This window comes from Psychrobacter sp. PSP, from assembly GCF_024085615.1.
GTDB lineage: Bacteria > Pseudomonadota > Gammaproteobacteria > Pseudomonadales > Moraxellaceae > Psychrobacter > Psychrobacter pacificensis.
The window spans coordinates 48787-62810 of the sequence record NZ_JABLTF010000018.1 but is presented as its reverse complement, the minus strand read 5'-3'; the positions used below and the strand labels follow the sequence as shown (position 1 = coordinate 62810).

The 14024-nt window shown below is 43.6% G+C and carries 9 protein-coding genes; 1 reads left to right on the top strand and 8 read right to left on the bottom strand.

Features of this window, described 5'->3' with window-relative positions:
• Positions 1 to 269: 269 nt before the first annotated feature.
• From thrC to fmt, 3 genes are all read right to left on the bottom strand, one after another.
• Positions 270 to 1691: a threonine synthase gene (thrC, locus tag HL061_RS08560; RefSeq protein ID WP_252962727.1), complete on the bottom strand. Its 1422-nt coding sequence runs from the start codon at positions 1689 to 1691 to the stop codon at positions 270 to 272.
• 46 nt (positions 1692 to 1737) lie between these two features.
• Positions 1738 to 3321, bottom strand: coding sequence for a transcription antitermination factor NusB (locus tag HL061_RS08555; RefSeq protein WP_252962726.1), 1584 nt, complete (start codon positions 3319 to 3321; stop codon positions 1738 to 1740).
• A gap of 80 nt (positions 3322 to 3401) precedes the next feature.
• Positions 3402 to 4490 (bottom strand): methionyl-tRNA formyltransferase, encoded by a 1089-nt coding sequence (fmt, locus tag HL061_RS08550; protein WP_071002671.1) that lies wholly within the window; start codon positions 4488 to 4490, stop codon positions 3402 to 3404.
• A 314-nt stretch (positions 4491 to 4804) separates the two neighbouring features.
• On the opposite strand from fmt, the gene HL061_RS08545 reads away from it, so the two are divergent.
• Positions 4805 to 7669, top strand: a complete 2865-nt coding sequence (locus tag HL061_RS08545; protein ID WP_252962725.1) for a response regulator — start codon at positions 4805 to 4807, stop codon at positions 7667 to 7669.
• Between the two features lie 196 nt (positions 7670 to 7865).
• Here the strand turns inward: HL061_RS08545 and HL061_RS08540 are convergent, their stop codons facing one another.
• From HL061_RS08540 to yidC, 5 genes are all read right to left on the bottom strand, one after another.
• On the bottom strand, positions 7866 to 8540 hold the full coding sequence (locus HL061_RS08540) for a riboflavin synthase (RefSeq protein ID WP_058025226.1): 675 nt from the start codon (positions 8538 to 8540) through the stop codon (positions 7866 to 7868).
• 421 nt (positions 8541 to 8961) lie between these two features.
• Positions 8962 to 10017: a bifunctional diaminohydroxyphosphoribosylaminopyrimidine deaminase/5-amino-6-(5-phosphoribosylamino)uracil reductase RibD gene (gene ribD, locus HL061_RS08535; RefSeq protein ID WP_252962724.1), complete on the bottom strand. Its 1056-nt coding sequence runs from the start codon at positions 10015 to 10017 to the stop codon at positions 8962 to 8964.
• A gap of 113 nt (positions 10018 to 10130) precedes the next feature.
• Positions 10131 to 10589: a transcriptional regulator NrdR gene (gene nrdR / locus HL061_RS08530; RefSeq protein ID WP_071002667.1), complete on the bottom strand. Its 459-nt coding sequence runs from the start codon at positions 10587 to 10589 to the stop codon at positions 10131 to 10133.
• 87 nt (positions 10590 to 10676) lie between these two features.
• Entirely contained in the window at positions 10677 to 12113 is a 1437-nt protein-coding gene (mnmE, locus tag HL061_RS08525; protein WP_252962734.1) for a tRNA uridine-5-carboxymethylaminomethyl(34) synthesis GTPase MnmE, read from the bottom strand.
• A 207-nt stretch (positions 12114 to 12320) separates the two neighbouring features.
• A complete protein-coding gene (gene yidC / locus HL061_RS08520; protein WP_071002665.1) occupies positions 12321 to 14003 on the bottom strand; it encodes a membrane protein insertase YidC in 1683 nt (560 codons plus the stop codon).
• Positions 14004 to 14024: the final 21 nt, after the last annotated feature.

The following is a 14024-nucleotide window of genomic DNA, read 5'->3' as shown; positions in this document are numbered from 1 at the left end:
TTACCAAATCTATATTTTATTTTATAAAAATAACTTATATTATCAGTAGTTTATAGGTGATTTCATCATAACAACGATAGGGCAGCTGTTCAGTATAATTGGCTAGAAATATTCCAAAAAAAGCGTCTAACAACATAATGACTCACCGACGCTGTTTCTAATACTACAATTATCTATACCATAACACAATCATAAACACTTTATTACAATGGTGTAACTTTTATACAAACGCTTCTATCTATAGAAGATGAACTCAAAACGTTTATCGCTTATGCTGGATTTGGTTCAACATGCTGACGAATTTGCTCAGCGACCAATGCCGCGTCATTGTCCAAGACTATGACATGTTGTGGCAGGCTTTCTAACCCTTCGGTATGTGCTGGACGCTCGATGTCGATTTGCCCTACTGCTTCAATAATAGTGTCAGCAAATTTAACAGGCAATGCGGTCTCTGCACAGATAATGACTTCGCCTGCACGCTGTAGCTCTTTGGCAACCTTTATCCCATCAGCTGTATGTGGATCGACAAGTTCGCCATGCTGTTCATACAATGCTTTGATCGTGTTTAAGCGATCGCTATGGGTTGATTTGCCAGCAGCAAAGCCATAACGCGTATTGACCGCCTCCATCAAATCAGACAAGTCAAACCCTTGACCTGATTTTACACCGTCAAATAACTCATGAACGCGCGCGCTGTCTTTATCCAGCAACAAGTAAACAAAACGTTCAAAGTTTGAGGCTTTTGAGATATCCATCGATGGACTTGAGGTTACGTAGGTTTTTTCAGTGGGACGTGGCTGATACGTACCTTGATTGAAGAAGTCATTGAGGACATCGTTTTCGTTGGTGGCGACGATCAAACGCTCAACGGGCAAGCCCATTTCACGAGCGATGTGACCGGCACAAATATTACCAAAATTACCTGAAGGCACGCTAAAGCTGACTTTTTCATCATTGCTTGTCGTCACCGCAAAATAGGCTTTAAAGTAATAAACGATCTGCGCGAGGATGCGTCCCCAGTTGATAGAGTTGACCGTGCCCAAGTCGTACTGAGCTTTAAAGTCAGCATCTTGTTGCAGCGCTTTGACAATGTCTTGGCAATCATCAAACATACCGTCGATGGCGATATTATGAATATTATCGTCGGTCAAGCTGTACATTTGTGCGCGCTGAAACTCACTCATTTTGCCATGCGGTGATAGCATAAAGACTTCGACGTTTTCTTTACCGCGCAATGCGTATTCCGCCGCACTACCCGTGTCGCCACTGGTCGCGCCGATAATGGTAATACGCGCCCCTTTTTGCTTGAGCACATATTCAAAAGCATTGCCCAAGAACTGCATGGCCACGTCTTTAAACGCCAGCGTTGGGCCGTTTGATAATCCTAAAATGTATAAGTTGTCTTCGAGCTTGCGGACAGGAACAATGTCATCAGAGCCAAATATATCAGCCGTATAAGTGCGATCAATAATGTCCTTTAGATCCGCATAAGGAATGTCTGTAGCAAAGCGCTGCATAATCGCAAGTGCCAGCTCTGGATAGCTCAGCGTACGCCACTCATCAAGGACAGCGCCGTCAACGGTCGGGTAATGCTCAGGCAGCATCAAGCCACCATCTGGCGCAAGCCCCATCAATAGTACGTCGCTAAAATCCATTGGCGCTGTCTGACCACGGGTACTAATATATTTCATTAGATTGTCCTGTCTACAATAATGTTATTCAATAGTTAAAAACGGTTTATTCAGCAGTCTTTTGCAATAACGCATAATAAAAACCATCGCCACTCTCGCTATCGATTGGCAAGCACTGGCGACCAATCGTTTGCGCGATACCCCAATTGCAAGCCTCGGTAAACTCAATCACTGCCGCATCATTATGATGAGTGATAAAGTCCTGCATTTGCTCGACGTTTTCTTGCTTTAAGATAGAGCACGTGACATACAGCAAATAACCGCCAGCTTTCAATTGTGGCCATAGGTTATGCAAAATATCGGCTTGCAGCAAGGCGGTTTGCTCGATGTCTTCTTCGGTACGCAAAATACTAATATCAGGATGACGGCGAATCACGCCCGTTGCGGTACAAGGAGAATCCAATAATATTGCATCGAATACTGGCTCATTTGTCGCAGCTTTTTTATTTTTGCCATGCTGCCATCTGGTGGCATCAGCGCAGACAACGTTAAGGGCGATATTTTTTTCAGCTTGCTCTAAGTCTTGCTGTTTTAGATTGAGACGCTGTAGATTGTCATAGATGCGTTCGATGCGCGGTGCTTCATTATCGATAGCGGTCAGCTTGAGTTTAGAAGCTAAAGGCTTTGCTTCCGCATCATCTTGTTTCACGTGAAACAACGATGAAGAGTCATTTGAGCTGAGCAACTCCAACCAGTGGGCAAGCTTGCCACCAGGCGCCGCGCAAGCATCTAAAATATGTATCTCGTTATTGGTATTTTCCGTATCAGATTTTTCAGCGTTGAGCTTTGCCATTAACGCTTTATTGATGATAGGTGCCGCAAGCTGAGCATGCATATCTTGCACGCTGGCAATGCCTTCGGAAAAATGAGGCAAAGCATTGACAGCGGTAGTCTGATGCAGTCTTAAGCCTTTGGTCGATAGTATTGTAGTAGTCTCTGACGAGTTTGCTACGTTAAAACCAGTCGTTAGCTCAACGATATCTGCATCAATTTCTGCGCCATACAGCGACTGTTGATAATCCTCTACTGAAGTAACTGCAGAGTTGACTCGCAAAAACATCGGTGCCACTTGGCGTAAGCCCTGGGTCAGCGCATCGTACTGCTCACTCCAATCTTGCTTAAGCTGATAGGCAAGCCAATTCGGTAAGCTGTGTTTTTTATCACACTTCTTACGGAATTTACTCGGGTTCTTAGCGACTTTGCGCAAAATAGCGTTGATTAAACCAGTTGCATGGGCAAACTCAATCTCTTTTGCCGCTTCAACCGTTTCATGAATCGCGGCATGATCTGCCACTTCCAAATACAGTAACTGCACCAAACCCACTTGAATTGTGGTACGAACTTCTACTTCGTCAATAGGGTTGTCCGCTAGCGTGTCGAGCAATCGTGCAAGGGCATGCCATTGACGTAATGTTGTGAGCAATAAAGCATGCGCAAAACCTTTATCACCATCGTGCAGACTGTTTAATAATGGGTCAAGCACGCTTGAGAGCGAATGACCATTTTGAATAGCAAGCAAGGTACGAATCACGCGAACGCGAACGCTGCCATTCATGATTAAATGGCTTGATGGCTTGAGCTTGTTGTTTCTAGGTGCATTGTTTTTAGACGCGCTATTGGTTTGTCTCATGAAGTTGTGTTTCCTTGACGTCTGATCGATCGCGTCTTGTGCTAGTAGGGTTAAATGTCGTTAAAGCTATTTAGATGAAGCTATTTTGATTCTGCTGTGAATTGATCACCGTCGTTTAGCTGATTACCATGACAAAGCTGTTCCGCGGTCATCGGCTTACCACCAGCAAACTGTAATTTAGTTATCGCCAATGTGTTGCTGAGTTGTACGTCATGAGCGGCATTATCGTTTGCTTGTTCAGCCTCTTGACCACAAGCGACTAAGATGGCTTTGCGTCCCACACTCACGACTGTACCCGCAGGCTTATCTGTTTTTTGTGTGGTATTGATGGGTAGTGCAGCGAGTATTTTGACGCGTTGCCCATTTAGAAAGGTATAAGCGCCTGGCCACGGTGTCAACCCACGAATTTGGCGCTCGATGGTAGCAGCGGGCTTTGTCCAGTCAACCTCGCCTTCGGTTTTTACGAGCTTTTCGGCATAGTTTGCCTGACTGTCATCTTGGGCAACGGCCTGTGCTTGGTAATGTGATAACTCTTTTAATACTGTAGCGATAGCCGTCGCCCCAAGCGCTGCCATCTTATCATGTAGGCTCGCTGCCGTCTCATCAGGCTCTATACTAGCGCTCACCTTATAGAGCATATCACCAGTATCAAGCCCTTTATCCATCTGCATGATGGTGATACCTGTCTCATCATCACCTGCTAATAATGCACGATGAATAGGTGCGGCACCGCGCCAACGTGGCAACAATGAGGCATGAATATTTAGACAACCATGCGTGGGTGTGGTCAATACACCAATAGGCAAAATCAAACCGTAGGCGGCGACAATCATAAGATCTGGCTGATACGTACGCAACGTCTGTCGTGCTGCCATGCCCTCTGTGCTGGATTTTTTGAAGGTGACTGGCTGCTCTACCGCAATATCGTTCGCTAATGCCACTTCTTTGACAGCAGAGGCTGATAGCTTTTGGCCGCGTCCTGCCTTGCGATCTGGCTGGGTATATACTGCGACAATATTGATATTGAGGGCGTCTTGCTGGCGAATGAGCGCTTCTAGACTAATGGCAGCAAACTCAGGCGTGCCTGCAAATACTACCCTTAGTCGCTCGGTAGATAGTTTATTATTGTTTATAGATGTATTAGACAGATCAAAAGTGGCAGTAGTCATAGTCTTGCATTATATAAGGTTAATTTGCCCATTATAGGTGAGTTTACGATGTTGTGCCATAATTGTGGTAGTCTCAATCCAGTATGACTAATGACGATTTTTGCCTTTATAATATAAAAAGTGTCATTGCTCTAGTTATCGACCTTTTTATAGAATAAAAATACTTCTTCAGCAATACTCTATAAATAACACACTATTATTCTGCTATAGATAATAAAAAGGTATCAGTACCAAGGTTTTGAATAAATCAATTACTATAACAAACGATGATGATTTCACTATATGTTTTTGTGTCGATATAGGGCCATGCTCTCATGCAACAGTTTAAGTCCTTACAGCGATTATTGATCTTCTATGCATCGACCTTGCTGGTCATGCTATTGCTGTACTATGTCACGTTTTTTGATGGGTTGAGACATCATAGCGAACAACACAGTATAGATACTTTTCATGCATTACAGTACAGTATTACTGAGCATGCCGCGCCTATCGATGTAGAAATAGAAAAAATCCTAAAACAGCCTGCTTTTGACCATATCAGTTATCAGCTTATTTTGATGATGCCATCTGGGCAAACCTATATCCATCGTAAGACTCGACCTAATGAATCAGCTTTTACGACAGTAACGTTTCCAACAGTCAATGCCGCCACTTTTTCTAAGGACAATCAAAGTGCTTATACAGTCAGTAGTAGTGCTTTAACAGGAACGATAAAGCTCGAAAGTGGTCATCAGGTTTATATTGTGTTGCGCTATGAGCCTTTGACTGTCGAATGGACCTCGTACCGTTATTGGCTACCATTAACGGTGGCTCTGATACTATTTTTTATTGCTTTATTTTACATGCTCCACCGTCGAACCAACTGGGAGCAGCTAATAGCTTACACTGATAATTTAAGTGTTCATGCAAAAGAGTCTTATACGCCGCCGCCCTTTTTACAAGAAAAGTCCACCACTGAGTTTTTGCTGCTAGGTCATGCACTGAGCCGTGTCAGTTATCAGCTACACAACGACTATCGACGTATCAAAACATTAAATCATCGTTTGGAGCGCTTGGTTGATCAGGCACCACTGCCAATGCTGATGAGCTTACGTCATGGTCAGATTAGTTTCTATAACCAACGCTTTGAAACAATATTTACACCCTCTACCAAAAACGGACACAGGCATATAATCACTGATTTCGTCATGGGCAAAGACGAGGCTACTCAGCACATACTTCAAACGCTAGCTGGTTTACAAGTCTCGCGTACATTGACCGTCTACGGAATACAAAACAAACAAAACTACCAGTTGCATGCCACTCCATGGTTCGGTGAGCATGGACAAGTTCATGGTTTTACGGTAATGCTTAATGATATCAATGAGCTGGTTAATCAGAACGAGCAGTTGCAACAGCAAAATAAACAGCTACAGCAAAAGGTTGATGAGTTCAATAAACTTAGGTTTGTCATCGGTCATAAGTTGCGCATACCGCTAGAAGCTATGATCGATATCCTTGAGCCAATCGATCCGAACACGTTGAATGCAAGACAAAACATAACATTAGATACTTTGATTACCACCAGTCAGAACATGCTCACCGCACTCAACGAGACGCTACATATAGGAAATATCGAGGTTAGAAAAACTCGCCTTAATATTGAGCCCGTCGATATTTATAAGCTTGGTCAGGAAGTTAATGAGCTAATCATAAATGATACGAGGCAAAGAGGGCTTGAGCTGATTTACTTTTTTGCCCCAGACTGTCCGCGCTCTATTGGTACTGATGACGTGCGTCTCCGGCAGATTTTGCTGAATCTACTGCATAATGCCGTAAAATTCACCCCCTCCGGACATGTCGCACTTATTATAGAACAAACTGACTACGAGCAAATGTCAGAGGCTAACAAAGAGACCTTACAGTCTATCAATAAAAACCTTACCGCAGATGCAGTGAGTTGCTGGGTGCGCTTTAGTGTGCAGGACACTGGTATCGGTATCACATCTGCCAAACAGCATCAGCTCTTGTCGTACTTAAATAAACCCCATAGCCAAGATATCAACCCAGTAGCGCAAAATGCTATCGATACAGGGTTGGGACTAAAAAACGTCAATAGCTTTGCGCGACTACTAGGCGGCTTTATAGAACTAACCAGTACCGTGAATGAAGGTAGCATGTTCAACCTTTATTTGCCTTGCCGACGCCCAAACTATCAGTCGGTATATCACCCTAGTCAGCACCTAAATCATATTTGCCTAATCGCGGTCGTCCACCAGCCGCTTGTCGCGCAACATTTACAGCGGCTTTGTGAGCACTTAGCGATATCTAGCACTATTTATACTGCTGTAGACCTAGCGACTATAGAGCAATTAACAGAACGCCTAAGTCAAGATCAGCAAAGCTTGGCACCCATACTTCTACTAGATTATGAGTACTATGATACCAGCGCGATCTTAGTTGGTAATAAGCCCGACCCTGACAGCTCAGCGAAATATCAAAACTCATTATCACAAGAGCAGGCTGACCTCACAAAACCCCATTTAACGCACAGCAATCACATAGTCACTAGCATCGATAGACGGCAGGCATTAAATAGCCTACTCGCTAATACATCCTTACCTAAAATACTATTTAGTATGAAACCTGAGCGCCGTATACCCTCTATGTTACTCGATCAATGTGATGGCTTTTTGGCAAAACCTTTAGATAGTGCGCTATTACTGTCTGAAATCCTGCGCTTGACAATGCCAGCTAGAAAAAAGCTAACACAAACACAAGATATTAAAGAGAACATTAGCGAGACAACTGCTCAAGAAGAAAGTTCACAGCCATTATCACTCCTTATCTTAGTGGTGGAAGATAGTCCAACCAATCAAAAAATAGCCTGCAAAATGCTAAGTAAACTTGGCTATCGCAGTATCGTTGCAGAAGATGGTCAGCAAGCGCTTGATATATTAGCCAGCCAGCGTGAAGAGATCTCCCTGATTTTGATGGACTGCCGGATGCCAGTCATGGACGGTCTACAAGCTACTCAGGCAATCCGCGCACAAGACGACGATATACCTATTGTCGCGCTAACGGCGAATAATACAGAAGAGGATCGCAAGGCGTGCATGCAAGTGGGAATGGATGAGTTTTTATCCAAGCCTATCCGTAAAAAGGATCTAGAAACCGTTCTACAAAGCTTTATACCCTAAACGTTAATAAAAAAATCACCCTCTCAACATTATAGTTGATCCAATTTAAGAGCGGTACAAGGCAACCGAGTACAGATGTATCTGTCATACTTCAAGCGAGGTTAACGCTGTAACGCTTTTATAGTGGATTGACTATACTTTGATTTCGTAATATGGACAGGGTGAATATTTAAACAGGTAAGTACAGCCTCAAACGTTATTTCATAAAGCCATTATCGGCTAAAAAAGCTTCTGTAATTTGGCTTTGAGGATTTGCAGTATTCATACCACCAGATTGTGATTTATTTAGCAAACGCTCCAAATAGCGTGCAACGATATCCACCTCGATATTGACTTTGTTACCCACCAACCAATGCTTAGCGATATTAGTCACTTGTGCCGTATGTGGGATAATATTTAAAGAAACGATATTGTCACGTACCAGATTGGTAGTCAAACTAATCCCATCTACCGTGATAGAACCTTTGGTCGCTGTATAGTGCGCCAACTCTTGTGGTATCTCAATCTCAATATAAATAGAACGTGCGTCTTGCTGTAGTTTACTGACGACGCCTACCCCATCCACGTGACCGGCAACAATATGGCCACCAAAACGAGTCGTTGGTAGCATCGCTTTTTCTAAATTGACCGTATGACCTGCTTTTAATGCTTCTAGCGCTGTTCGAGCAATAGTTTCACGTGAAACGTCAACAGAGTAATGGTTATTACCTAGCTCTACAACAGTCAAACAGATACCGTTCGATGCAATAGAATCACCGAGCTTTACGTCGCTAAAATCTAGGTCGTTAGACTCTATTGTTAAGCGTATATCACCGCCCGTTGGTTGCATCGATTTTACGGTTCCAACGCTTTCTATAATTCCAGTAAACATATCATCCTCATCTCATTATTATAATGCTGCTATAAACACATCACTTTATTTATCAAATACTTAACCAAATTTCTGAGTACACTTCGCAGTGAAACACACGGGAAATGCAGGCGGTCATAGGATAGATTGTGGATAAGTAAGTATAAGTCAATAGAATATTCTTAAAGTCTTTATTAATTATAGAGTTATCCACAATGATGCTAAATTTAGTTTAGCGCTCGCAACGTAAGATTTAAAAAACATAAGTTATTGATTAATATATAATTTATCATAAAAAATCAAAAATAATCAGCTTTTTATGTTTCATGTGGAACAAAGTTATACACAGTTTCATGTGGAACATTTAAAATGGTAACGTACTTATCCACATATAGTTCACATTATAAGCATATTGCGGATAACAAAATCACAAATAAGCAACCTACAAAGGCAATAGCGTTAATTTAAGGTCAGAACCAAGTTTCTCATAATTATAAATATCGAAGCGCAACTGCTGAGCCAGTGAGATAGGATTGAAATTGACCATTGGTCGCGCTTGATCACCAAGAAGACAAGGCGCCTGATAAACAATCAATTCATCGACGAGCTGCTGACTCAAAAAACTTCCCGCAACACCAGCACCCGCCTCCACCAAGACATCATAACACTGATGGTCTCTGACTAATGTTGCTAGTAAATCAGTGAGATCATCTGTGCGCCAATAAATCGTATCTGTACGGCGGCACAATTGATAATCAGACTGAGCACTGTGCTCTAAACGCTGACGTCTATCGAGCACTACAATCTGAGGTGATGGTATTTTTTCGGGTAATACGCCTAGTTGATTTGAACGCACGTTGAGCTGCGGATCATCAGCTATCACTGTCTCACTACCGGTTATGATTGCCCCACTTCGTGCGCGTATCTTTTGTACATCTTCGCGGGCTGCGTTTGATGTAATCCATTTTGACTCACCAGATGCCATCGCGGTGCGACCGTCTAGGCTAGTCGCTATTTTTAATCTGACATATGGCATCTGAGTCCGCATGGCTTTTAAAAATCCGCGATTTAATGCTTCTGCCTGCTCCGTCAGTATGCCAACCGTCACTTCAATACCAGCTTGCTTAAGTAGCTTTACCCCGCGACCTGCCACCTGTGGATTGGGGTCTAGGCCGGCAATCACAACACGCTTTACATTAGCTTTAATAAGTGCCAACGCACACGGCGGTGTACGCCCTGTATGGCTGCATGGCTCTAGAGTCACATAAGCCGTTGCGCCCACTGCTCGATCGCCTGCTTCTTTTAATGCAAATACCTCTGCATGTGGCTCACCAGCTTTCGGATGAAACCCTTGACCGACCACTTCTTCAGCTTGGACGATGACACAACCTACTACTGGATTTGGCCTAGTAGTATACAAACCGAGCTTAGCTTGTTCGATAGCAAGCATCATAAAGTAGCGATCTTGCGCATCTTGAGAGTGATTTATAGTTGGCATAACAGTAGGCTTATGAATGATTGGTAATAATTACGGACAATTTTATTTAATAATCTAGGCGCTTTGAACTCAAAATCAGTTTAATAGTTAGAGATATTTATTGATGTACCAGCTTATTTGTCATTTGGACGGATATTGGCAATTTCCTGATGAAAAGCATCAATGTCTTGAAAGTCGCGATAGACGCTAGCAAAGCGCACATAGGCAACATCATCTAAAGTTTTTAGCTCACTCATGATGATTTCGCCCAAGACTTTACTACTGATTTCACGCTCACCCATCTGTCTGACGCGTTTTTCAACTCGGCTGATCATTGCTTCTTGCTCATCGATAGTGATGGGGCGCTTTTGCAAAGGCAATAAGATAGACCGACGCAGCTTTTCATTGTCGTAAGGTTCAATCTTGTTGCTGGATTTGATAATCCTTGGCATCACCACTTCTACCATCTCAAACGTTGTAAAACGCTCTTGGCAACTGTTGCATGAACGGCGGCGACGCACTTGCGCACCTTCTGCAGCAAGACGTGAGTCAATCACTTTTGTCTCTGATGCATTACAATACGGGCAGTGCATAGCAATTCCTTATTTTATGACTAAGAATAAAAGCAAAACTTATGAGATAGACAAATGTATTGAGTAATAGATAGAGTTATTCAACCGTTATTTACCAATACAAAAACTACCAAATATTTTGCCAAGCAAATCATCAGCACTAAACTCACCTGTAATCTCACCCAAACTCTGCTGGGCCTGACGCAAGCTTTCAGCAACCAACTCACCTGCTTGGAATACCGTTAACTGCTCATGCGCCTCTGTTAAACAGTTGGCTGTCCGTCTGAGAGCATCTATATGACGAGTACGAGCGGTTAAGCTATTTTCTGGTGGATGAAAACCTACCTTAGCGCATAGTGCTTCGACTAAATTATCGATACCAGCGCCTGTTTCACATGAAACATTAACTTGTTCGTAGCCTCTATCTTTGATTTCGGCTTGCATCGTAGAGGCAGATTTTTCGCTACTATCATCGCTCAGTAGATCACTTTTATTGGCAATGATGAGTAATCGTTTGGCATCTGGCAGCTCGCCGAATAACTGCTCAGCCAATTGCAACGGCGTGCTTTCTTCTTCAACATCGCGAGTCACATCGTAAACCATCAGCAGCATATCAGCTTGGGTAATGGCGGTACGGGCACGCTCAATGCCGATACGCTCTACGGTATCCTCTGTATCACGTAGGCCTGCCGTATCGGTAAGGTGAAGTGTCAAACCATTGAGCACGACCGTCTCTTGCAGCGTATCACGCGTGGTGCCAGCGACATCGGTCACGATAGCACGTTCTTGCCCTGCTAGACGATTTAGCAGGCTTGATTTACCAGCATTTGGCCTACCTGCTAGGACAACATGGATACCATCACGTAAGAGCTGACCTTGCTTTGCCGTGGCTAAGACTTGCTGTATCTTATCTTGCGTTTGCTCAAGTTTACTCTGTATCACGCCGTCAGATAAAAAATCGACATCTTCTTCATCAGGGAAATCAATGGCAGCTTCAACGTGCAAGCGCAAATGAATCAACTGTTCTAATAGCTGGTTTATTTTTTGGGAGAACTCACCACTTAGTGAACGAATCGCACTACTCGCGGCCGCCGCACTGGTCGCATCAATCGCATCAGCGATCGCCTCTGCCTGCACCAAATCCAACTTATCGTTATCAAAAGCGCGATAAGAAAACTCTCCGGCACTCGCTTGTTTGGCGCCTAATTCAAATACACGTGCAAGCAACTGGTTCTGCAAAATAACGCCGCCATGCCCTTGCAGCTCAATCACATCTTCACCCGTGAATGAGTGCGGACCTTTAAAGAACAGTACGAGCCCTTCATCAATAACGGTGCCATCCGCCTGATAAAAGCGGCAGAAGCTAGCCATACGCGGCGTAAAAGCAGTTTTACCCGTCAGCGCGCAGGCCATGGCATAAGCACGGCTACCTGACAGACGTATAACACCCACACCCCCTCGCCCAAGTGGCGTTGCAATCGCAGCAATCGTGGCGAGTTCCGATGTATTAGGTTTTTCAGAAGAATTAGGTGTGGCTAATGCCATCTCTAAGGAATCCACAATAACTCTCAATAACTAAAAATCCCATTATAGACGTCTGTGCTCATAGTGACAAAGCAAACTTTGAAACGCGGCCTAATCGTTGATATTTTCTCTTCAATGTTGATAAGCTGTGGATAACCTTTTAGCACTCATAAAAAAACCACCGCTTGCGCGATGGTATTTGTTTTTATCCTTCTGATAGAGCGTCAGTTAGTCAACTATTTTTACCGTGCGACGTTTCTGCTCTTCTTCGACTTTCTTATTTACAATATATTGCTGAGTCATACTGAACAAGTTGTTCACTGTCCAATATAGTACCAAACCTGCTGGGAAGAATAGCATGAATGCGGTAAAGATAATTGGCAAGAACTTCATGACTTTTGCTTGCATTGGATCTGCTGGCTGCGGGTTTAACTGTTGCTGGATGAACATGGAAACACCCATCAATAGCGGCAAGATGAACCAAGGATCCATGGCTGAAAGATCGCGAATCCACAGAATCCATGGCGCATGACGCAGCTCGACACTCTCTACGAGCACCCAATACAAAGCTAAGAAAATTGGCATCTGCATCAAGATAGGTAGACAACCCGCCATCGGATTGACATTCTCTTCTTTGTAGATGGCCATCATTTCTTGCGACATTTTCATGCGGTCGTCGCCATGCTCTTCTTTTAGCGTTTTTAGTCTCGGCGCAATAGCGCGCATTTTTGCCATTGAATAGTAGCTCTTATTAGAGAACCACATCAAAGCAATTTTGACTAGAATGGTGAGGATAATGATTGACCAACCCCAGTTACCCACAACTTTATGCACACCTTCCAAGATAGCAAACAAGACCTTTGATATTGGCCACAATAAGCCGTAATCAACCGTCTTATTCAGACCAACTGCCACATCTTTTAGCTCAGACTGTACTTTTGGACCTGCATATAGTGTGGCATCCAACGTCACTTGCTTGTTTGGTGCGACATTGACTGGCTGACTGTTAAAGCCAATAAAGTAGTCGTTACCAGTCTCGCGGGTAAAGAATTTACCCGTGAAGTTTTCAGGCGTCCATGCAGAGACAAAATAATGCTGTACGATGCCAACCCAACCTTTATCACTGGTCGTCGTCAACTCGCCATCGCTGAAGTCTTTAAACTTCAGTTTATTATAAGGATCATCTGGCGTACCCCATGCACCACCTAGATAAGTCGCCATGCTCAGCGCGCCTTTATCAGACATACCAGGATCTTTACTATCATCGCGTTTTAGCTGCGCAAACATCTGGCCTTGCCACGCATTGGTAGAGGCGTTTTGAATTTTGTAGCTAATATCGATCGGATATTTGTTTTCAGTAAAGGTGAATGTCTTGGTGATTGTCACGCCATCTTTTTTGTAAGTAAGCGGTACTGACAATGTCTGTTGCCCTGCTTCCATTACATAGTTATTAGTGGTGTGGCTATAAATCGCACGGCCTTCTGCCGTATCAATACCATTTTGACCAATCAAGCCAGACTGAGCCACGTATACACGGTTGCTGTTGTTTTCTAGCAATACGAAAGGCTTATCGCTATCGAGCGTTGCGTCATACTGCTTGAGCGCAGCATAGACAATATCACCGCCTTCTGGATTGATTTTAATATCATAGCGATCGGTCGTTACCGTGATTAATCCTGTGTCCTTTGCAGGGGCCGCTATCACAGCTGCGTTATCCACAGGTAGGGTCTGAACCGGAATATCACCTGCGGCACCAGTGGTAGAAGGAATGTCAGCACCTACTGAACTTGTAGTTTCTGGCACTGCTTCTACAGCTGGTGCATCGGCATAATCATCTCGCCATGCCAAAATCAGCAGATAAGCGGTAATTAACATCGCAATGATGATCATCACCCGAAATATCTTTTGCATAAACCTTTCCTAGATTAAAAA

Bases quoted from the DNA above. Each gene is read 5' to 3' on its own strand.
- fmt (WP_071002671.1), bottom strand. From the start codon at position 4,490: ATGACTACTGCCACTTTTGATCTGTCTAATACATCTATAAACAATAAT.
- yidC (WP_071002665.1), bottom strand. From the start codon at position 14,003: ATGCAAAAGATATTTCGGGTGATGATCATCATTGCGATGTTAATTACC.
- thrC (WP_252962727.1), bottom strand. From the start codon at position 1,691: ATGAAATATATTAGTACCCGTGGTCAGACAGCGCCAATGGATTTTAGC.
- HL061_RS08545 (WP_252962725.1), top strand. From the start codon at position 4,805: ATGCAACAGTTTAAGTCCTTACAGCGATTATTGATCTTCTATGCATCG.
- HL061_RS08555 (WP_252962726.1), bottom strand. From the start codon at position 3,321: ATGAGACAAACCAATAGCGCGTCTAAAAACAATGCACCTAGAAACAAC.
- ribD (WP_252962724.1), bottom strand. From the start codon at position 10,017: ATGCCAACTATAAATCACTCTCAAGATGCGCAAGATCGCTACTTTATG.
- nrdR (WP_071002667.1), bottom strand. From the start codon at position 10,589: ATGCACTGCCCGTATTGTAATGCATCAGAGACAAAAGTGATTGACTCA.
- HL061_RS08540 (WP_058025226.1), bottom strand. From the start codon at position 8,540: ATGTTTACTGGAATTATAGAAAGCGTTGGAACCGTAAAATCGATGCAA.
- mnmE (WP_252962734.1), bottom strand. From the start codon at position 12,113: ATGGCATTAGCCACACCTAATTCTTCTGAAAAACCTAATACATCGGAA.